General features: G+C 71.6%; 19 protein-coding genes. 11 read left to right on the top strand and 8 right to left on the bottom strand.

Going from position 1 to position 18,742, the window contains the following annotated elements:
* Positions 1 to 4: 4 nt before the first annotated feature.
* The 4 genes from dnaJ to HMPREF0731_RS13675 all read right to left on the bottom strand — a co-directional run bounded on the left by dnaJ (position 5) and on the right by HMPREF0731_RS13675 (position 4,472).
* Positions 5 to 1,162, bottom strand: a complete 1,158-nt coding sequence (gene dnaJ / locus HMPREF0731_RS13690) for a molecular chaperone DnaJ (protein WP_007004743.1) — start codon at positions 1,160 to 1,162, stop codon at positions 5 to 7.
* A 106-nt stretch (positions 1,163 to 1,268) separates the two neighbouring features.
* Positions 1,269 to 3,203 carry a molecular chaperone DnaK gene (gene dnaK, locus HMPREF0731_RS13685; RefSeq protein WP_007004742.1) on the bottom strand — a complete coding sequence of 645 codons (1,935 nt, stop codon included), beginning with the start codon at positions 3,201 to 3,203 and terminating at the stop codon, positions 1,269 to 1,271.
* A gap of 133 nt (positions 3,204 to 3,336) precedes the next feature.
* The gene (locus HMPREF0731_RS13680) at positions 3,337 to 3,888 is read right to left on the bottom strand and encodes a GNAT family N-acetyltransferase (RefSeq protein ID WP_007004741.1); all 552 of its coding nucleotides are present in this window, start codon (positions 3,886 to 3,888) and stop codon (positions 3,337 to 3,339) included.
* Positions 3,888 to 4,472, bottom strand: coding sequence for a nucleotide exchange factor GrpE (locus HMPREF0731_RS13675; protein ID WP_040613340.1), 585 nt, complete (start codon positions 4,470 to 4,472; stop codon positions 3,888 to 3,890). Before HMPREF0731_RS13675 ends, HMPREF0731_RS13680 begins: the two co-directional genes overlap by 1 nt.
* A 160-nt stretch (positions 4,473 to 4,632) precedes the next feature.
* Between HMPREF0731_RS13675 and hemH the strand changes: the two genes are divergently transcribed.
* The 5 genes from hemH (at position 4,633) to HMPREF0731_RS13650 (ending at position 9,411) form a co-directional block, all read left to right on the top strand.
* Positions 4,633 to 5,703, top strand: a complete 1,071-nt coding sequence (hemH, locus tag HMPREF0731_RS13670; RefSeq protein ID WP_007004739.1) for a ferrochelatase — start codon at positions 4,633 to 4,635, stop codon at positions 5,701 to 5,703.
* A 19-nt stretch (positions 5,704 to 5,722) separates the two neighbouring features.
* Positions 5,723 to 6,355, top strand: a complete 633-nt coding sequence (locus tag HMPREF0731_RS13665; RefSeq protein ID WP_040613421.1) for an HAD family hydrolase — start codon at positions 5,723 to 5,725, stop codon at positions 6,353 to 6,355.
* Positions 6,352 to 6,804, top strand: a complete 453-nt coding sequence (gene hemJ, locus HMPREF0731_RS13660) for a protoporphyrinogen oxidase HemJ (RefSeq protein ID WP_040613419.1) — start codon at positions 6,352 to 6,354, stop codon at positions 6,802 to 6,804. Before HMPREF0731_RS13665 ends, hemJ begins: the two co-directional genes overlap by 4 nt.
* Positions 6,805 to 7,104: 300 nt before the next feature.
* Positions 7,105 to 8,379, top strand: a complete 1,275-nt coding sequence (rho, locus tag HMPREF0731_RS13655; protein ID WP_007004736.1) for a transcription termination factor Rho — start codon at positions 7,105 to 7,107, stop codon at positions 8,377 to 8,379.
* A gap of 270 nt (positions 8,380 to 8,649) precedes the next feature.
* Positions 8,650 to 9,411, top strand: a complete 762-nt coding sequence (locus HMPREF0731_RS13650; protein WP_040613338.1) for a GNAT family N-acetyltransferase — start codon at positions 8,650 to 8,652, stop codon at positions 9,409 to 9,411.
* A 61-nt stretch (positions 9,412 to 9,472) separates the two neighbouring features.
* Here the strand turns inward: HMPREF0731_RS13650 and HMPREF0731_RS13645 are convergent, their stop codons facing one another.
* Positions 9,473 to 10,450 (bottom strand): quinone oxidoreductase family protein, encoded by a 978-nt coding sequence (locus HMPREF0731_RS13645; protein WP_007004735.1) that lies wholly within the window; start codon positions 10,448 to 10,450, stop codon positions 9,473 to 9,475.
* Positions 10,447 to 10,917, bottom strand: a complete 471-nt coding sequence (locus tag HMPREF0731_RS13640; protein WP_007004734.1) for a methylated-DNA--[protein]-cysteine S-methyltransferase — start codon at positions 10,915 to 10,917, stop codon at positions 10,447 to 10,449. The genes HMPREF0731_RS13645 and HMPREF0731_RS13640 overlap by 4 nt, the downstream gene beginning before the upstream one ends.
* A 118-nt stretch (positions 10,918 to 11,035) precedes the next feature.
* Between HMPREF0731_RS13640 and HMPREF0731_RS13635 the strand changes: the two genes are divergently transcribed.
* The 6 genes from HMPREF0731_RS13635 (at position 11,036) to HMPREF0731_RS13610 (ending at position 17,079) form a co-directional block, all read left to right on the top strand.
* Positions 11,036 to 11,389: a (2Fe-2S) ferredoxin domain-containing protein gene (locus HMPREF0731_RS13635; protein WP_007004733.1), complete on the top strand. Its 354-nt coding sequence runs from the start codon at positions 11,036 to 11,038 to the stop codon at positions 11,387 to 11,389.
* A gap of 115 nt (positions 11,390 to 11,504) precedes the next feature.
* Positions 11,505 to 12,824, top strand: a complete 1,320-nt coding sequence (gene mnmE, locus HMPREF0731_RS13630; RefSeq protein WP_007004732.1) for a tRNA uridine-5-carboxymethylaminomethyl(34) synthesis GTPase MnmE — start codon at positions 11,505 to 11,507, stop codon at positions 12,822 to 12,824.
* Between the two features lie 110 nt (positions 12,825 to 12,934).
* Complete coding sequence (gene mnmG / locus HMPREF0731_RS13625; protein ID WP_007004731.1) at positions 12,935 to 14,806, top strand: tRNA uridine-5-carboxymethylaminomethyl(34) synthesis enzyme MnmG; 1,872 nt, start codon at positions 12,935 to 12,937, stop codon at positions 14,804 to 14,806.
* 20 nt (positions 14,807 to 14,826) lie between these two features.
* The gene (gene rsmG / locus HMPREF0731_RS13620) at positions 14,827 to 15,423 is read left to right on the top strand and encodes a 16S rRNA (guanine(527)-N(7))-methyltransferase RsmG (protein ID WP_051014771.1); all 597 of its coding nucleotides are present in this window, start codon (positions 14,827 to 14,829) and stop codon (positions 15,421 to 15,423) included.
* On the top strand, positions 15,377 to 16,219 hold the full coding sequence (locus HMPREF0731_RS13615) for a ParA family protein (protein ID WP_083854521.1): 843 nt from the start codon (positions 15,377 to 15,379) through the stop codon (positions 16,217 to 16,219). Before rsmG ends, HMPREF0731_RS13615 begins: the two co-directional genes overlap by 47 nt.
* Positions 16,216 to 17,079: a ParB/RepB/Spo0J family partition protein gene (locus HMPREF0731_RS13610; RefSeq protein ID WP_007004728.1), complete on the top strand. Its 864-nt coding sequence runs from the start codon at positions 16,216 to 16,218 to the stop codon at positions 17,077 to 17,079. Before HMPREF0731_RS13615 ends, HMPREF0731_RS13610 begins: the two co-directional genes overlap by 4 nt.
* A 149-nt stretch (positions 17,080 to 17,228) precedes the next feature.
* On the opposite strand, the gene holA is transcribed toward HMPREF0731_RS13610, so the two are convergent.
* Together holA and lptE are read right to left on the bottom strand one after the other, a co-directional pair.
* Positions 17,229 to 18,266: a DNA polymerase III subunit delta gene (gene holA, locus HMPREF0731_RS13605; RefSeq protein WP_007004727.1), complete on the bottom strand. Its 1,038-nt coding sequence runs from the start codon at positions 18,264 to 18,266 to the stop codon at positions 17,229 to 17,231.
* Positions 18,267 to 18,282: 16 nt separating this feature from the next.
* Positions 18,283 to 18,742 (bottom strand): LPS assembly lipoprotein LptE (gene lptE, locus HMPREF0731_RS23195; RefSeq protein ID WP_007004726.1); only part of this gene is annotated, 460 nt, incomplete at its 5' end.

Genomic DNA, 18,742 nt, shown 5'->3' with positions numbered 1-18,742 from the left:
GGGCTTACCGCCCCAGCCCGTCCCAGAACTCCTTCACCTTGGCGAAGAAGCCCTCGCTTTCCGGGCTGGATTGCTGGCCGGACTGGCCGCCCTCGCTCTCGAACTGCTCCAGCAGCTCGCGCTGGCGTGGCGACAGGTTCTGCGGGGTCTCCACCGCCACCTGCACATACATGTCCCCGCGCGCGGCGGAGCGCAGCACGGAGAAGCCCTTGCCGCGCAGGCGGAACTGGTCGCCCGTCTGGGTGCCGGCGGGGATGGTGACGCGGGAGCGCCCGCCATCGATGGTCGGCACCTCCACCGCGCCCCCGAGCGCCGCCTGCGTCATGCGCAGCGGCACGCGGACATAGATGTTGGCGCCGTCGCGCTGGAACAGCGCATGCGGGCGGATCGAGATGTCCACATACAGGTCGCCCGCCGGCGCGCCGCGCAGCCCGGCCTCGCCCTCGCCGGAGAGGCGGATGCGCGTGCCATCCTCGACGCCCGCCGGGATGGTGACGTTCAGCGTGCGCTCGCGCTGCACGCGGCCGGCGCCGGAGCACACCTTGCAGGGGTTCTTGATGACGCGCCCGGTGCCGCCGCAGGTGGGGCAGGTGCGCTCGATCAGGAAGAAGCCCTGCTGGGCGCGCACCTTGCCGGCGCCGCCGCAGGTGGTGCAGGTGGATTGCGCGCTGCTCGCCTTGCCCTCGGCCCCGGTGCCGTCGCAGGCGTCGCATTGCACGCTGCTCTGCACGCGGATGGTCTGGCGGGTGCCGGCGAAGGCCTCTTCCAGGGTGATGGTGGCGTCCTGGCGGAGGTCGGCGCCGCGCCCGGTGGCGCCGGCGCCGCCACGGCGGCCGCCGAACTGGCCGAACATCTCGGCGAAGATGTCCTCGAAGCCGCCCGCCCCGAAGGGCCCGCCGCCGCCGAAGGGGCCGCCGCCACCCCCACCGCCGCCGCCCTCGAAGGCGGCATGGCCGAAGCGGTCATAGGCGGCGCGTTTCTCGGGGTCCTTCAGAACGTCATAGGCCTCGTTCACCTCCTTGAAGGAGGCCTCGGCGGCCTTGTCACCCGGGTTGCGATCCGGGTGATACTTCATGGCGAGCTTGCGATAGGCCTTCTTCAGGTCCTCGTCGCTCGCCCCCCGGGCAACGCCCAGGGTCTCGTAATAGTCCTTCTTGGCCATGGTGCGGCCTGTCCCCCAAGCTCCGGAACGAAGGAGCGCCCGGCCCTGTCGAAGGGAACCGGGCGCCCATGCTCAACGCGGCGTGCTCAGCCTAGCGCGGAGCGCCTCAGCTGGGCTTCTTCTTGTTGGGGTCGACATCCTCGAACTCGGCGTCCACCACCTTCTCGCCGGGCTTGCCGTCGCCGGCGCCGCCCTGGGCCCCCGCCTGGCCCGCCGCGGCCGCCGGGTCCTCGGCCGGCGCGGCCTTGTAGATCGCCTCGCCCATCTTCATCGCCGCGGCGCCCAGGCGCTCGGTGGCGGACTTGATGGCCTCGGCATCCTCGCCCTCCTTGGCGGAGCGGGCGGCCTCCAGCGCGGCCTCGACCTCCTTGCGGTCGGCCTCGCCCACCTTCTCGCCATTCTCCTTCAGCGTCTTCTCGGTGCTGTGGATCAGGGCGTCGAGCTGGTTGCGCGCCTCCACCGCCTCGCGGCGCTTCTTGTCGGCGGCGGAATTGGCCTCCGCCTCCTTCACCATGCGCTCGATGTCGGAGTCGGACAGGCCGGACTTGGCCTGGATCTTGATCTGCTGCTCCTTGCCGGTCGCCTTGTCCTTGGCGCTGACCGAGACGATGCCGTTGGCGTCGATGTCGAAGGACACCTCGATCTGCGGCACGCCGCGCGGGGCGGGGGCGATGCCGGTCAGGTCGAAATTGCCCAGCAGCTTGTTGTCCGCCGCCATCTCGCGCTCACCCTGGAACACCTTGATGGTGACCGCGGTCTGGTTGTCGTCGGCCGTCGAGAAGGTCTGGCTCTTCTTGGTCGGGATCGTCGTGTTGCGGTCGATCAGCCGGGTGAAGACACCGCCCAGCGTCTCGATGCCCAGCGACAGCGGCGTCACGTCCAGCAGCAGGACATCCTTGACCTCGCCCTTCAGCACGCCGCCCTGGATGGCGGCGCCGATGGCGACGACCTCATCCGGGTTGACGTTGCGGGCCGGCTCCTTGCCGAAGAACTGCTTCACCGCCTCGATGACCTTGGGCATGCGGGTCATGCCGCCGACCAGGATCACCTCGTCGATCTCGCCGGCGGAGAGGCCGGCATCCTTCAGCGCCTGCTTGCAGGGCTCGAGCGTCCGCTGCACCAGGTCGTCGACCAGCGCCTCCAGCTTGGCGCGGGTCAGCTGCAGCACCAGGTGCTTCGGGCCGGACGCGTCGGCGGTGATGAAGGGCAGGTTGATCTCGGTCTGCTTGGCGGAGGAGAGCTCGATCTTCGCCTTCTCGGCCGCCTCCTTCAGGCGCTGCAGGGCGAGCTTGTCGCCGCGCAGGTCGATCCCGTTCTCCTTCTTGAACTCATCCGCCAGGTAGTCGATGACGCGCTGGTCGAAATCCTCGCCGCCGAGGAAGGTGTCGCCGTTCGTCGACTTCACCTCGAACACGCCGTCGCCGATCTCGAGCACCGAGACGTCGAAGGTGCCGCCGCCGAGGTCGTAGACCGCGATCGTGCCGGTGGCCTTCTTGTCCATGCCATAGGCGAGGGCGGCGGCGGTCGGCTCGTTGATGATGCGCAGCACCTCGAGGCCGGCGATGGCGCCCGCCTCCTTGGTCGCCTGGCGCTGGCTGTCATTGAAGTAGGCGGGGACGGTGATGACGGCCTGCGTCACCTTCTCGCCGAGATAGGCCTCGGCGGTCTCCTTCATCTTGGTCAGGATGTTGGCGCTGATCTGCTGCGGCGCCTGCTTCTGCCCGCCGGCCTCGACCCAGGCATCGCCATTGTCGGCGCGGATGATCTTGAAGGGGGCGAGGCCCGCCTCCTTCTGCACCATCTTGTCGTCGTAGCGGCGGCCGATCAGGCGCTTCACGGCGAACAGGGTGTCGGTCGGGTTGGTCACCGCCTGGCGCTTCGCGGCCTGGCCCACCAGCCGCTCGCCATTCTTGGCGAAGGCCACCATGGACGGCGTCGTGCGCGCGCCTTCGGCGTTCTCCAGCACCTTCACATCGCCGCCTTCCATGATGGCGACGCAGCTGTTGGTGGTGCCGAGGTCGATGCCGATAACCTTGCTCATCCGAGTTCTCCTCCTGGCGGATGGGGGCGGCCCTCATTCCGGCGCCGCGCCCATCCCCTCTCTGCTCATCAGGCGATCTGGGGATCACCCCCCGGCCAGAATGGCGGGCCGGGTGGTTGTGCCAGCGATGTATTCAGCCCTGGCCCGCCGGACAAGGGCGATGATCGGGGCTGCGCAAAAAATGTGCAGTCAGCGGCGCGGCCGGCGCCGCCAGATACCGCACCACCTTGCCGTTGCGCGGGTCGGTGGCCTCGCCCACGGGCGCGAAGCCGAGGCGCGTGTGGAAGCCCATGCTGACCGGGTTGGGCGGTGCGAGATTGACCTCGCAGCCCAGCTCGGCCAGCCCGGCCTCCAGCGCCGCCGCGGCCAGCGCGGCATAGAGGGCGCGGCCCGTGCCCCGCCCCTGCGCCGCCGCATCCACCACCACGCGGTCGATATAGGCGGCGCCGGGGCGGTGGGCCTGCATCCAGCCATGGTTCGGGCCGGTCGCCGGGCCGGTGGGCCGCAGCGCGATCAGGAAGCCCAGCGGCTTCTCCTCCCGCCACAGCGCGCCGGTCCAGAAGGCGGCCCCGCACAGCGCGGCGAAGCCCGCCGCGTCCAGCGCGTTCACCGCCTCGGCATGCAGATTGTTCAGCGCCAGCAGCGCGGGGTGCTGCGCCGGCAGGATCGGCCCGGGCCTCCGCATCAGGCGGTTTCGGAGACGCCCTCGCCCGCCACCACCACCATGGCCGGCTTCAGCAGGCGGCCATTCAGCGTCCAGGCCGGGGTCCAGGCCTGGATCACCGTGCCGGCGGCGACCCCCTCCGGCGGCGGCTGCTGCGCCATCGCCTGGTGCAGCTCCGGGTCGAAGGGCTTGCCGGTGGCGTCCTGCTTGCTGACGCCGTTGCGCTCCAGGATCGAGAGGAAGGCGCGCTCCACCCCCTCGAAGCCGCCGCGCAGCTTGGTCAGCAGCTCGGCCTCGCCCTCCTGGGCGGGGGGCAGGGCGTCCAGGCCGCGGCGCAGGTTTTCCGCCGCCTCGACCACGTCGCGGGCGAATTTCTGCACGGCGAAGGCGCGCGCCTCCTCCACCTCGCGCTTGGTGCGGGTGCGCAAATTCTGCATCTCCGCCTCGGAGCGCAGCCAGCGATCCTTCAGCTGGGCGTTCTCCGCCTCCAGCTCGGCCAGCCGGGCCAGGGCGTCGGCCGGCTGCTCCGGGGTCGGCTGGGTCTCGGGGTGGGGCGCCGTCGGGTTGCTCGGGTCGGTCATGTCGGAATCAATCTTTTCAGTCATGGCGCAGGGCCACAAGCCCGCTTCGCCCCATCACCTAGGCAAGACGCCCCGCCAGGGCAAGGAAGAGGGGCGGCAAGGGGCCGGCCGGCCCCCGCGCGGGCGCCCCGATTTCACGCGCTTTGACCTTGACCGCAGCCCCCGGCATGGCATCTGCAAGCGCATGTCCGAGCACCGTCCCCGCGTCGCCATCATCCTGTTCAACCTGGGAGGTCCCGACGCCCCGGAGGCGGTGCGGCCCTTCCTCGAGAACCTGTTCCTCGACCCCGCCATCGTGCGGCTGCCCAAGCTGCTGCGCTGGCCGCTGGGCAAGTTCATCGCCGCCCGCCGCACCAAGGCGGCCAGCGAGAACTACGCCATCCTCGGCGGCAAGTCGCCGCTGCTGGAGCTGACCATCGCCCAGGGGGAGGCGCTGCAGGCGGCGCTGGCGCCGGAGATGGAGGCGCGCTGCTTCGTGGCCATGCGCTACTGGCACCCCTTCGCCGAGGCGACGGCGCGCGAGGTGAAGGCCTGGGGCGCGGACGAGGCGATCCTGCTGCCGCTCTACCCGCAATTCTCCACCACCACGAGCGGCTCCTCGATCGACGACTGGAAGGCGGCCTGCGCCAAGGTGGGCCTCGATTTGCCGAGCAAGACGCTGTGCTGCTGGCACTCGGACGAGGGCTTCGCCCGCGCCACCGCCGCGCTGGTGCAGGCCTCCTACGACAAGGCGCGGGCCGAGCTGCCGGCCGAGGTGCCGTTGCGCATCCTGTTCTCCGCCCACGGCCTGCCGGAGAGCATCGTCAAGCGCGGCGACCCCTATCAGTGGCAGGTGGAGCGCAGCGTCGCCGCCGTGGTCGGGCAGCTCGACATCCCGGGGCTCGACCATTCGGTCTGCTACCAGTCGCGGGTGACGCCGCAGAAATGGATCGGCCCCTCCACCGAGGAGGCGCTGGAGCACGCGGCGAAGGAGAAGGTGGCGGTGCTGGTCTGCCCCATCGCCTTCGTCTCCGAGCATTCCGAGACGCTGGTGGAGCTGGACGTCGAATACCAGGAGCTGGCCCACAAGCTCGGCATCCCCGGCTATTTCCGGGTGCCGGCGCAGAACAGCGATGCCGGCTTCATCGGCGCGCTGGCCGGGCTGGTGCGGCGGGTGCGGGCGGGCAACCGCACGCTCTGCTCCTTCGCCGGCGGGCGGCAATGCCCGAAGCAGCATGGCGACTGCCCGCATGCCCGCGCCCGGAACGCCGCCTGATGCCCACCCCCCGAAGGCCGTGCTGTTCGATTGCGACGGCGTGCTGGCCGACAGCGAGGCGCTGGCCGCCATCACCGTGGCCGAGGATCTGTCCGAGCGCTTCTGGCCGGTGACGCCGGAGGAATGCCAGGAGCTGTTCCTCGGCCGCGCCGTGCCGGACATGATGCCGCTGATCGAGCAGCGCTTCGGCCGGCTGCCGGATGACTGGCCGGCGCTGCTCTCCGCCCGGCTAACCGCGCGCATGGCGCGCGACGTGGTGGCGGTGCCCGGCGCGCTGGAGACGCTGCGCCGGCTGCGCGCGGCCGGGCTGCCGATCGCCTGCGCCTCCAACTCCTCGCGCGCCGAACTGCGCGCCAAGCTCGGCCGGCTCGGCATCGCCGGGCTGTTCGAGGGGCGGGTCTTTTCCTTCGAGGATGTGGCGCGGCCGAAGCCCTATCCGGACATGTACGAGGCGGCGGCGGCGGCCTGCGGCGCCGCGCCGGCGGAGTGCGTGGTGGTGGAGGACAGCCTGCCCGGCATCCGCGCCGGCCGCGCCGCCGGCTGCCGCGTGCTGGCGCTGGTCTGGGAGATGCCGGAGGCGCTGCTGCGCGCCCAGGGCGCCGAGCCCTTCCGCCACATGGACGAGCTGCCCGCCCTGCTCGGGGCCGCCTGATGTTCGACGCGCTGGTGCCCTGGTATCCCTGGGTGAAGTCGCTGCACCTGATCTCGGTCTTCGCCTGGATGGCGGGGCTGTTCTACCTGCCGCGGCTCTATGTCTATCATACCCAGGTGGCGGCCGGTTCGCCCCAGTCCGAGCTGTTCAAGGTGATGGAGCGGCGGCTGCTGCGCGCCATCATGAACCCGGCGATGATCGCCGCTTGGCTCTTCGGCCTGACCCTGGTGCTGACGCCCGGCGTGGTCGATTGGAAGGCCGGCTGGTGGCACGGCAAGCTCACCGGGCTGATCGGCATGACGGTGTTCCACCATGTGCTGAGCGGCGGGCGGAAGGCCTTCGCCGAGGACCGCAACCGGCGCAGCGAGCGCTGGTGGCGCGTCGCCAATGAGGTGCCGACGCTGCTGCTGATCCTGATCGTCATCATGGTGATCGTGAAGCCGTTCTGACGATCGCGCGCCCAGGCTGAAAAGCCGCGTCGCGGATCCTTGAAACGGAGTGTGAAAACCCCAGATCGCCCATTGACGGGACGGCCCGCGCGCCCCTAGCGTTGCGGCGCTTCCCGTCGATGGCGTGAGACAGGCGGCCGCCCGGCCCTCCGGGCGGGCTCTTTCTGGCGCCGAGACTCCCTCCTCCTGATCCGGGACATGGCTGGCTGCGCATCCCGCGGCGCCGGCCCGCCGGTGGGCCGTGCGCCCGCCCCGCGGACATGTCCCGCGCCTCCCGCCGGAACGGAATGCGTCCGACCCATGCATCTTTCTGAACTCAAGGCCAAGAGCCCCGCCGACCTGCTCGCCTTCGCCGAGTCCCTGCAGATCGAGAACGCCTCCACCCTGCGCAAGCAGGACATGATGTTCGCGATCCTGAAGCAGCTGGCGGAGAACGAGCAGGCGATCCATGGCGACGGCACGCTGGAGATCCTGCCGGACGGCTTCGGCTTCCTGCGCTCGCCGCAGTCGAACTACCTGCCGGGGCCGGACGACATCTATGTCTCCCCGGCCCAGGTGCGCCGCTTCGGCCTGCGCACCGGCGACACGGTGGAGGGGCAGATCCGGGCGCCGAAGGATGGCGAGCGTTACTTCGCGCTGCTGAAGATCAACACCGTCAATTTCGAGCCGCCCGAGGCGCTGCGGCACCGCATCAACTTCGACAACCTCACGCCGCTCTATCCGACCCGTCGCCTGAAGATGGAGAATTCGGAGTTCGAGAGCGTCGCGAAGGGGATGCAGAAGGACTACACGCCGCGCGTCATCGACCTGGTGGCGCCGATCGGCATGGGCCAGCGCGCCCTGGTCGTGGCGCCGCCGCGCACCGGCAAGACGGTGATGCTGCAGAACATCGCCCGCAGCATCAGCCTGAACCACCCCGATGTCTTCCTGCTGGTCCTGCTGATCGACGAGCGCCCTGAGGAAGTCACCGACATGGCCCGCACGGTGCGGGGCGAGGTCGTGGCCTCCACCTTCGACGAGCCGGCGACCCGCCATGTGCAGGTCACCGAGATGGTGCTGGAGAAGGCCAAGCGCCTGGTCGAGCACAAGCGTGACGTCGTCATCCTGCTCGACTCGATCACCCGCCTGGGCCGCGCCTACAACTCGGTCGTGCCCTCCTCGGGCAAGGTGCTGACGGGTGGCGTGGACGCCAACGCCCTGCAGCGGCCGAAGCGCTTCTTCGGCGCGGCGCGCAACATCGAGGAGGGCGGCAGCCTCACCATCATCGCGACCGCCCTGATCGACACGGGCAGCCGCATGGACGAGGTGATCTTCGAAGAGTTCAAGGGCACCGGCAATTCCGAGCTCATCCTCGACCGCAAGCTCTCCGACAAGCGCGTCTTCCCGGCGATCGACATCACCAAGTCGGGCACCCGCAAGGAAGAGGTGCTGATCGACCGCGCGACCCTCACCAAGATGTGGGTGCTGCGGCGTATTCTGAACCCGATGGGCACCCAGGATGCGATGGAGTTCCTGCTGGACAAGCTGAAGTACAGCAAGACCAACCAGGACTTCTTCGACGCCATGAATACCTGATTTTTTTCGGGCTGCCGCCGTCGGGTTGAGAAGCGGGACGCTGCACTCTGCGGGTTCGTCCCGGTTGAGTGGAGCGGCCCACCTGCCCGGCAGAGGGCGGCAGCCTGACAGAAAAAAGAAGGGGGTCCGGGGGAATTCATTCCCCCGGGCCTTTTTCATATCTGCCTTTCCTTTCCCTCCTGCGGGGCAGCCCTTCCGCCGCCGCGCTGGTCAGCGCCACGCGGCCCGTTAGGCTTTCGCCCACACTCGACAAGGCGGAGCGACGACCGGATGCAGGGCAAATCCTGGCAGGGCGTATCGGTGGCGGAGCTGGAGCGGGCCTCGCACAGTGCGGTGCCGGCGCTGCGAACGGCGTTCGATGGGCCGTTCCTGTTGCGCGCCTTCCTGGGCGGCACCGGGCGGGCCAATGCGGTCAGCTCGCTGGATCCGGCGCAGGATGGCGGGCTGGCGGCGCGGCTGGACCGCATCGAGGCGGCCTATGCCAAGATCGGCCTGCCGCCGCGCTTCCGCTCCACGCCGCTGGACCCGCCGGGGCTGGAGGAGGCGCTGCTGGCCCGCGGCTATGCCGAGAAGGATGAGTCGCTGGTGATGGCCGGGCCGCTGTCCGGCTTCGCCGCGCCGGATGCGGCGGTGGAGCTGCTCGACGGCCCGAGCGAGGAATGGTTCTCCATCCTGTCCACCGCCGACTACCAGACCGAGCAGCGCCGGGCGGAGAAGCGGCAGGCGGCGCAGATGATGCTGCTGCCGGCGGCCTGGCTGCTGCTGCGGGTCGAGGGCAGGCCGGCGGCGGTGGGGCAGGTGGCGTCCGACGGGCAGCTCGTCGGGTTCTTCGACATCGCCACGGCGCCGGAATTCCGCCGCCAGGGGCTGGGCGGGCGGCTGGTCGCCGCCGGGGCCGCCTGGGGGCAGCAGCAGGGGGCGCTGACGGGGTGGCTGCAGGTCTCGGCCGGCAACACCTCCGCCCGCAGCGTCTATGAGCGGCTGGGGATGCGGGAAATCTACCGCTACCGGTATTTCCTGCCGAAAAACTAGACAAGCTCGGGGCGCTGCCCCGAACCCCGCCGGGGTGGCAGGGCCACCCCGGACCCCGCCATCAGGGGATAAACACCGTGCTGCCGGTGGTCTTGCGGCCTTCCAGGGCACGGTGCGCCTCGGCGGCGTCCTTCAGCGCATAGGTCTGGTTGACCTCGATCTTCACCGCGCCGGACAGCACCACCGAGAAGAGGTCGGTGGCGGTGGCCACCAGGTCGGCATGCTTCGCCGTGTAGGTCGCCAGCGTCGGGCGCGTCAGGAACAGCGAGCCCTTGGCAGCCAGGATGCCGATATCCAGCGGCGGCACGGGCCCCGAGGCATTGCCGTAGGACACCATCATCCCGAACGGCGCCAGGCAGTCCAGCGAGGCGGTGAAGGTGTCCTTGCCCACGCTGTCATAGACCACGGGCAGCATGGCGCCCCCGGTGATCTCCTTCACCCGCGCCGGCAGGTCGTCCTGGCCGGAGATCAGCACGTGGTCGGCGCCATGGGCGCGGGCCAGCTCGGCCTTCTCGGGGGTGGAGACGGTGCCGATGACGGTGCAGCCCAGCTGCTTGGCCCATTGGCACATGATCAGGCCCACACCGCCGGCGGCGGCATGCACCAGGATGGTCTCGCCCGGCTTCACCGGATAGGTGCGGCGCAGCAGGTACTGCGCCGTCATGCCCTGCAGCATCATGCCGGCGGCGGTGACGTCGTCGATGCCGTCCGGCAGCTTCACCAGCCGGTCGGCCTTGATGGTGCGTGCCTCGCAATAGGCGCCGATCGGCGCCATGGCGTAGGCCACGCGGTCGCCGACCGCGAGGCCGGTCACCTCGCTGCCCACCGCCTCGATGCGGCCGGCGGCCTCCATGCCGAGCGTCGCGGGCAGGGAGGGCAGCTTGTAGAGGCCGGTGCGGAAATAGACGTCGATATAGTTCAGCCCGACGGCGCCATGGCGGACCAGCACCTCATCCGGCTTGGGGGCGGGCAGGGGCACCTCCTCCCACACCATCTTCTCCGGGCCGCCATGTTCGTGAATGCGGATGGCATGGTTCATAGGAGCGTTCCTTGCTGACGCAGGGTGCGACGTTCGAGGTCGAGAAGATAGCGCTTCGTGGCGGCGCCTTCGCCCCCCGAGAAGCCGCCCAGCTTTCCGCCCGCGCCGATCACGCGGTGGCAGGGGATGAGGATGGGGATCGGATTGGCGCGGTTGGCCTGGCCCACCGCGCGGGCGATGGAGCCGATGGTCGCGGCCAGCTCGGCATAGCTGCGTGTCTCCCCGCTGGGGATGGCGCGCAGCGCGGCCCAGACCTTCTGCTGGAAGGCCGAGCCATAGGGGGCCAGGGGCAGATCGAAGCTCGTCCGCTGGCCGTCGAAATAGTCCTGGACCTGGTCGCGGGCGGCGATCAGCAGGGGGGTCTCCTCCTGGTCGCGGCCACGCCCCCAATCCAGCGCCACGATCGCTCCGTCCTCCTCGGACAAAGTGAGCGTGCCGAGGGGGGTGAGGAAGGAAAGCTGCGGCATGCGGGCGCGATTCGACACGCTCCGCCGGCAGCGTCAAGGGCGAAGCGGCATGGCACGGCCGATGCCCTGGCCGGGGGGCGGGGGCAGGGCTACATGAAGGGGCAGAGGAGACCCCCCCGTGACCCAGCCCGCCGATCCGCCGCCCTATTTCCAGGCCCATCTCTTCGTCTGCTGCAACCGCCGGCCCGACGGCCATCGCCGCGGCTCCTGCGCCGCGCGCGGCAGCGAGGCGCTGAAGGACTACATGAAGGCCCGCGCCAAGGAGCTGGGGCTGAAGGGCATCCGCGTGAACCAGGCTGGCTGCCTGGACCGCTGCGAGTTCGGCCCGGTCATCGTCATCTACCCCGAGGGCATCTGGTACCGCGCCGAGACGCGCGAGGATGTGGACGAGATCCTGCAGGCGCATCTGGTCGAGGGTGGCCGCGCCCGGCGGCTGATGCTGACCGAGAAGGATGTGGTGGCGAAAGGCTGAGAGACCTGGCCGGGTCCGCGCCCCCGGCTTTCCCCAACGAATGGCGGGGTCCGGGGTGGCCCTGCCACCCCGGCGGGGGTCCAGGGGGCGGCGCCCCCTGGCCTCGCCCGGAGTGATGCGCTTGTCCGACACGATTTTTGCCCTCGCCTCTGGCGCCGGCCGCGCTGCGATCTCGCTGCTGCGCCTCTCCGGCCCCGACTCGGCCCTTGTGCTGACCCGCCTGGCTGGCCGCCTGCCGCGCCCGCGCCAGGCCAGCCTGCGCCGCCTGCGCCACCCCGAGACGGGCGAGCTGCTGGACGAAGCTTTGCTGCTCTGGTTCCCCGCCCCGCGCAGCTACACCGGCGAGGATTCGGCGGAACTCCACCTGCATGGTGGCCGCGCCGTGCTGGAGGGTGTCTCCGCCGCGCTGCTGGCCTGCGGCGCCCGCCCGGCCGAGCCCGGGGAGTTCACCCGCCGCGCCTTCCTCAATGGCCGCCTGGACCTGACCGCCGCCGAGGGCATCGCCGACCTGATCGACGCCGAGACCGCCGCCCAGCGGCGCCAGGCGCTGCGCCAGGCCGGTGGCGCGCTGGCCGCCCGCTATGCCGGCTGGGGCGAGCGGCTGACCCGCCTGCTGGCGCACCAGGAGGCCAGCATCGAATTCGCCGAGGATGGCATCCCCAACGACCTGGACGACGAGGTGCGCCAGGGCGCCGCCACGCTGGCCGCCGAGATCGCCGCGCATCTGGCCGATGGCGGGCGCGGGGAGCGGCTGCGCGAGGGGCTCTGGGCCGCCATCATCGGCGCGCCCAATGCCGGGAAGTCCTCCCTCCTGAACGCCCTGGCGGGGCGGGAGGCGGCCATCGTCTCCGCCCGCGCCGGCACCACGCGCGACGTGGTGGAGGTGCGGCTGGACCTCGGCGGCGTGCCGGTGCTGCTGGCCGACACCGCCGGCCTGCGCGACACGCCGGACGAGATCGAGGCCGAGGGCGTGCGCCGCGCCCGCCGCCGGGCGGAGGAGGCGGATCTGGTCATCGCCCTCTTCGCCGCCGACGCCGCGCCGGATGCGGAGACGCTGGCCCTGCTGCGGCCGGGCACGGTGGTGGTGGCGAACAAGGTGGATCTGGCAGCGCCGCCGGCTTCCATTGGCGGCATCGCGCCCATCGCCCTCTCGGCGCGGGATGGCACCGGCCTGGACGCGCTGCGGAGCCTGCTGGAGCGCGAGGCACAATCCCGTGCCGGCCTCAGCGAGGAAGCCAGCCTGACCCGGCCCCGCCACCGCGCGGCGCTGGGGGAGGCGGTGGACTGGCTCGAAGAAGCCCAGCGCGCGCCGCTGCCGGAACTGGCGGCCGAGTCGCTCAGGGCGGCGCTGCGAAGCCTGGGGCGGCTCACCGGAAGAGTGGGCGTGGAGCAGGTGCTGGACGTGGTGTTCGGGGATTTCTGTATCGGGAAATGAAAAGGGCAGGGGGCTCCGCCCCCTGACCCCCGCCGGGGGGACAGGGTCCCCCCGGACCCCGCCATCAGTTTGGTCGAGCAGGCGCACCGCGCGGCTGCTATAGGGCGCGCATGCGCGAGAACTCCTTTGATGTGGTGGTGATCGGCGGCGGGCACGCCGGCACCGAAGCCGCCGCCGCCGCCGCGCGCTGCGGCGCCCGCACCCTGCTGCTGACCCACCGGATCGAGACCCTGGGCGAGATGTCCTGCAACCCCGCCATCGGTGGCGTGGGCAAGGGACACCTGGTGCGCGAGGTCGATGCGCTGGACGGGCTGATCGGCCGCGCCGCCGACCTGGCCGGCATCCACTTCAAGCTGCTCAACCGCAGCAAGGGCCCCGCCGTGCGCGGCCCCCGCGCCCAGGCCGACCGCGCCCTCTACCGCCGCGCCATCCAGTCCCTGCTGGCGGCCCAGCCCGGCCTGACCCTGCGCGCCGAGGCCGCCGGCGGGCTGGAGCGTGATGCCTCCGGCCGCATCGTGGCGGTGCTGACCGAAAGCGGCACCCGCATCGCCTGCGGCGCCGCCATCATCACCACCGGCACCTTCCTGCGCGGCGAGATCCATATCGGCGAGACGCGCCAGCCGGCCGGAAGGGTGGGGGATGCGCCCTCCATTGGCCTGGCCCTGGCGCTGGAGGCGCTCGGCCTGCCGATGCGCCGCCTCAAGACCGGCACGCCGCCGCGCCTCGATGGCCGCACCATCGACTGGGCGGGGCTGGAGATGCAGCCGGGCGACGAGGCGCCCGAGCCGCTCTCCTGGATGACGGAGCGCATCGCCAACCCGCAGGTGCAATGCGGCATCACCGCCACCACCCCGGAAGGCCATGCGCTGATCCGCGCCAACCTGCACCGGGCGCCGATCCATTCCGGGCAGATCCAGGGGGCGGGGCCGCGCTACTGCCCCTCCATCGAGGACAAGATCACCCGCTTCGCCGGGCGGGAGCGGCACCAGATCTTCCTGGAGCCCGAGGGGCTGGACGACCCCACCATCTATCCCAACGGCATCTCCACCAGCCTGCCGGAGGATGTGCAGCGCGGCTTCATCGCCACCATCCCGGGGCTGGAGCGGGCGGAGATCCTGCGCCTCGGCTACGCCATCGAATACGACCATGTCGACCCGCGCGCCCTGCGGCCCACGCTGGAATTGCGCGCCGTGCCGGGCCTGTTCCTGGCCGGGCAGATCAACGGCACCACCGGCTATGAGGAGGCCGCCGCCCAGGGGCTGCTGGCCGGCCTCAACGCCGCGGCGCTCGCCGGCGGCGAGGCCGAGGGCCGGGTGCTGGCGCGGACCGAGGCCTATCTCGGCGTGATGGTGGACGACCTCGTGCTGCAGGGGGTGACGGAGCCCTACCGCATGCTGACCGCCCGCTCCGAACACCGGCTGGCGCTGCGGGCCGACAATGCCGGGCTGCGGCTGACCGAGAAGGGCATCGCCTGGGGCGTGGTGGGGCCGGAGCGCGCGGCGCGCTTCCGCGCCTTCGCCGCCGGCGTGGCGGACGCCCTGGCCCGCGCCCGGGCCGAGGGCGGCACCCCCGCCGCGCTGCAATCCGCGGGCATCCCGATCAACCAGGACGGCCGCTGGCGCAGCCTGCTCGAGGTGCTGGCCCTGCCCGATGTGCCGGGCGAGGCGGTGGCCCAGGCCTTCCCCTGGCTGAACGACCTGCCCGCCGGCGTGCGGGCGCAGCTGGAGGCCGAGGCGCTCTACGCCCCCTATCTGGAGCGGCAGGCCGCCGAGCTGCGCCTGCTGGAGCGGGATGAGCGGCAGGCCATTCCGCGCGGTCTGGACTTCGGGGCCATTCCCGGCTTGAGCAATGAAATGAAGCAGCGGCTGGAGACGGCGCGGCCCGAGACGCTGGGCGGGGCAGGGCGGGTGCCCGGCATCACCCCCGCGGCGCTCGCGGCGCTGGCCGTCCACCTTCGCCGCCGGCAGGAGCGTTCCACGTGAAACAGGATCTGATCGACACCATGCCGCCGGTCGCGGTTTCACGTGAAACAGAAGCGCGGCTGGAAGCCTTCCTGGCTTTGTTGCTGCGCTGGAACGCTCGCATCAACCTGGTGGCCAGCAGCGACCCCGCTGTGCTGCGCCAGCGCCACATCGCCGATTCCCTGCAGCTCCTGCCCCTGCTGCCGGAGGGCGAGGGTCCGATGGCCGATCTCGGCTCCGGCGGCGGCTTCCCCGGCCTGGTCCTGGCCAGCGCCGTGACCCGCCCCGTCCATCTCGTCGAATCCGACCGGCGCAAATCCGCCTTCCTCCAGGCCGCCGCCGCCGAGCTGGGCCTGTCCCATGTGAAGGTGCATGCCGAGCGGATCGAGGCTGTCTCTCTTCCTCCCATCGCCGTGCTGACCGCCCGCGCCCTGGCGCCACTCGAAAAAATGCTGCCCTGGGCCGAGCGCCTGCTGGCCCCGGAGGGCGTCGCCCTCTTCCCCAAGGGGCGCAATGCCGAGGCCGAGCTGGCGGCGGCGCAACCGGGCTGGACAATGGCGGTGCAGCGGTTCAAGAGCATGACCGACCCCGATGCCACCATCCTCAAACTCTCCGGACTCCGCCGTGCTGGCGCCTAAACACTCCCTGCGCCGGATCGCGCTCGCCAACCAGAAGGGCGGGGTGGGCAAGACCACCACCGCCATCAACCTGGCGACCGCGCTGGCCACCAAGAAGCGCGTCCTGGTCATCGACCTCGACCCCCAGGGCAATGCCTCCACCGGCCTCGGCCTGCCGCGCGCCGAGCGCGGCGCCGGCACCTATGCCCTACTGGTCGGCCAGAAGCCGCTCTCCGAGCTGCTGCGCCCGACCAAGGTGCCCGACCTGATGCTGCTGCCGGCCGACAACGACCTGGCCGGGGCGGAGATCGAGCTGGTCGGCATGGAGAACCGCGAGCACCGGTTGCGCCTGGCGCTGGAAGCCGCCGCCGACACGCTGAAGGATTTCGACTTCATCCTGATCGACTGCCCGCCCTCGCTCGGCCTGCTGACGCTGAACGCGCTGGTGGCGGTGGAATCCGTGCTGATCCCCTTGCAGACCGAGTTCTTCGCGCTGGAGGGCGTCTCGCAGATCACCCGTACCATCGACCGGGTGCGGCGGGTGCTGAACCCGGCCCTGGCCCTCGACGGCATCGTGCTGACCATGTTCGACCGCCGCAACAACCTGTCCGAGCTGGTGGCGGCCGATGTCCGCGCCTTCTTCCGCGACAAGGTGTTCGACACGGTGGTGCCGCGCAACATCCGCGTCAGCGAGGCGCCCTCGCACGGCCTGCCGGTGCTGCTCTACGACCCGCGCTCCACCGGGGCGCAGGCCTATATCAAACTGGCCGCGGAGTTGCTGCGGCGCGAGCGCGCGCGGGGGAGCAAGGCCGCATGAGTGGACGCAAGCCGCCCCGCCTGGGCATGGGGCTCTCCGCCCTGCTGGGCGACCAGAACGCGGTGACGCCGGCCAGCCCCGGCGCCTCCATCCCGCGCAGCCTGCCGGTGGAGGCGATCGAGCCAGGCCCCTTCCAGCCGCGCGGGCCGATCGACCAGTCGGGCCTGGCCGAGCTCGCCGCCTCGATCCGCGAGCATGGCGTGTTGCAGCCGATCCTGGTGCGCCCCAAGCCCGGCGCCCCCGGCACCTACCAGATCATCGGCGGCGAGCGCCGCTGGCGTGCCGCGCAGCTGGCGCAGAAGCACGAGGTGCCGGTCTATGTCCATGAGCTGGACGACCGTGCCGCCCTGGCCGCCGCGCTGGTGGAGAACCTGCAGCGCGAGGACCTGAACGCGCTGGAGGAGGCGCAGGGCTACAAGCGCCTCACGGAGGAATTCGGCCTGACCCAGGACGCGCTGGGCCAGGCGGTGGGCAAGAGCCGCAGCCATGTGGCCAACACGCTGCGCCTGCTGGCCCTGCCGCCCAAGGTGCGCGACATGCTGGCGCGCGGCAGCCTCTCCGCCGGCCATGCCCGCGCCCTGCTGACGGCGCCGGACCCGGTGAAGCTGGCCGAGATGGTCATCACCCGCGGCCTGAACGTCCGCCAGACCGAGGCGCTGGTGGCGACGGCCGAGAAGCTGAAGCCCGCTACCGGGCCGGTCAGCCCGGATGCCGACACCCGCGCGCTGGAGCGCGACCTGATGACCAGGCTCGGACTGAAGGTCGCCATCAAGCACGGCCGCAAGGGCGGCCGGGTGACCATCGCCTACAAGGATCTGGACCAGCTGGACGGGCTGGTGCGGTTGCTCTCGCCCGGCTGAGGGCAGCGGCGGGGCGCTGCCCCGCACCCCGCCGGGGGGACAGGGTCCCCCCGGACCCCGCCATCAGTGTTGCGTCCCGCCTGGCCGGCAGATTGCGGCAGCCTGACAGAAAAAAGATGGGGGCCTGGGGGAATTCATTCCCCCAGAATCTATTGTCTGCGCCGCAGCGCCACGGCCTGCCGCGCCAGGGTCAGCACCGCCGCCCGTGCCACCGTGGCATCCGGGATCGGCCGCGCGGCGGAGCCCGACTTGCCGCGCTTCTCCGCCTCCAGCAGCGCTGTGCCGGCGGCTTCCAGCAGGGCGGGCGACCACAGGCGCAGCGCCCGCTCGAAGCCCGGCTTGGCGCGGAAGAAGACCGGCGGCCGCAGCCCCTCCATGGCGGCGCTGGCGGGCTGGCCGCGCGCCACGGCCAGCGAGGCCAGGTGCAGCCGCTGCACATGCCGCAGCGCCGCGCGCAGCACGGCGATCGGGCTGGCGCCCTCGGCGAAGGCGGCCTCCAGCGCGCGGTCGGCCAGCGGGATGTCGCCGGCGGTGGCGGCGATCAGCGCCTCGTCCAGGTCGAGGGTCGAGCCCTCCCCGGCGCAGGCCAGCACATCCTCCTCCGACAGCCGCCCGCCCGCCCCGGCATAGAGGGCAAGCTTCTCCACCTCGCGCCGCAGCAGCATGCGGTCCTCGCCGAGGCGGGAGGAGAGCCAGTCCAGCGCCGGCGGGTCGATGGCGACGCCCTGCTCCTGCAGCATCCGGCCGATGCTGGCGGCCAGTTCCGCCCCGCGCTCGCGATAGCAGGCGATCACGGCGGCATCGCGCGCCGCCTCCAGCTGGGTGCGCAGCTTGGCGCGCGCGGTCAGCTCGCCTCCCTCCAGCACCAGCAGCGCCTCGCCGGGGCCGGCGAGCGCCTCCTTCACGGCGTTGGCGAGGGCGTCGGTGGCGTCGCGCACCCGCACCAGGCGGCGGCCGCCGGTCATCGCCAGGGCGGCCATCTCGCCCGCCAGGGCACCCGGCTTGGCGGCGGCCTCGCGCGGCAGCTCGGCCAGGCGGAACGGGTCGTTGCCGCCGACCACGCTGGCCACCAGCGCCTCGGCGCGCTCCTGGATCAGCCCGGCATCGTCGCCATGCAGCAGCACGGCGCGGACCGGGCCGGGATCGGCCAGGAAGGCCGCGACGCGGCGCGGATCGAGCTTCGCCATGGCGTGGCGGCCCGCCTCAGACCGTGCTGTCGCGCAGCCGCACCGACAGGTTCAGCACGAGATCGTTGGCCAGCTGCTCGATCAGCCGCTGCACCGTGGCATCGCGCGAGAAATCGGCGGCGAAGAACTGGTTGTCGGGGATGTTGAAGGAGTCGAAGGCGCGCTCCGTCCCCTCCGCCCGCAGCGAGGGTTCGGGGCCGAGCGTCACCAGCTGCCAGGTGGCGATGGCGTTGTAGCGCAGGCGGGAGGCGGTGCCGTCGCGGCGAAAGCCTTCCGGCTCCCCGGCCAGTTGCAGCCCGACGCGCAGCTCGTAATTCGGCGCGGCGCTGCCGGCCGCGCCGAGCCGCTGCTGCAACGCCCGGCGCAGCAGCTGCCCGCTGCGCTCGGGGATGATGGCGACGAAGGTGGAGGCCAGCACGGCGCGCACCGGCGCCGGGGCGTCGGGTCCGGCCGCCGCCTGCGGCGCGTAGACCGGG

The sequence above is a fragment of the Pseudoroseomonas cervicalis ATCC 49957 genome, assembly GCF_000164635.1.
GTDB classification, from domain to species: Bacteria; Pseudomonadota; Alphaproteobacteria; order Acetobacterales; family Acetobacteraceae; genus Pseudoroseomonas; species Pseudoroseomonas cervicalis.
This window is presented reverse-complemented; position numbering and strand designations above follow the sequence as displayed.

Excerpts from the sequence above, each read along its gene's own strand:
- dnaJ (WP_007004743.1), bottom strand. The coding sequence starts at position 1,162 with ATGGCCAAGAAGGACTATTACGAGACCCTGGGCGTTGCCCGGGGGGCG.
- dnaK (WP_007004742.1), bottom strand. The coding sequence starts at position 3,203 with ATGAGCAAGGTTATCGGCATCGACCTCGGCACCACCAACAGCTGCGTC.
- HMPREF0731_RS13680 (WP_007004741.1), bottom strand. The coding sequence starts at position 3,888 with ATGCGGAGGCCCGGGCCGATCCTGCCGGCGCAGCACCCCGCGCTGCTG.
- HMPREF0731_RS13675 (WP_040613340.1), bottom strand. The coding sequence starts at position 4,472 with ATGACTGAAAAGATTGATTCCGACATGACCGACCCGAGCAACCCGACG.
- hemH (WP_007004739.1), top strand. The coding sequence starts at position 4,633 with ATGTCCGAGCACCGTCCCCGCGTCGCCATCATCCTGTTCAACCTGGGA.
- rho (WP_007004736.1), top strand. The coding sequence starts at position 7,105 with ATGCATCTTTCTGAACTCAAGGCCAAGAGCCCCGCCGACCTGCTCGCC.
- HMPREF0731_RS13650 (WP_040613338.1), top strand. The coding sequence starts at position 8,650 with ATGCAGGGCAAATCCTGGCAGGGCGTATCGGTGGCGGAGCTGGAGCGG.
- HMPREF0731_RS13645 (WP_007004735.1), bottom strand. The coding sequence starts at position 10,450 with ATGAACCATGCCATCCGCATTCACGAACATGGCGGCCCGGAGAAGATG.
- HMPREF0731_RS13640 (WP_007004734.1), bottom strand. The coding sequence starts at position 10,917 with ATGCCGCAGCTTTCCTTCCTCACCCCCCTCGGCACGCTCACTTTGTCC.
- mnmE (WP_007004732.1), top strand. The coding sequence starts at position 11,505 with ATGCGCTTGTCCGACACGATTTTTGCCCTCGCCTCTGGCGCCGGCCGC.
- mnmG (WP_007004731.1), top strand. The coding sequence starts at position 12,935 with ATGCGCGAGAACTCCTTTGATGTGGTGGTGATCGGCGGCGGGCACGCC.
- rsmG (WP_051014771.1), top strand. The coding sequence starts at position 14,827 with ATGCCGCCGGTCGCGGTTTCACGTGAAACAGAAGCGCGGCTGGAAGCC.
- HMPREF0731_RS13615 (WP_083854521.1), top strand. The coding sequence starts at position 15,377 with ATGCCACCATCCTCAAACTCTCCGGACTCCGCCGTGCTGGCGCCTAAA.
- HMPREF0731_RS13610 (WP_007004728.1), top strand. The coding sequence starts at position 16,216 with ATGAGTGGACGCAAGCCGCCCCGCCTGGGCATGGGGCTCTCCGCCCTG.
- holA (WP_007004727.1), bottom strand. The coding sequence starts at position 18,266 with ATGGCGAAGCTCGATCCGCGCCGCGTCGCGGCCTTCCTGGCCGATCCC.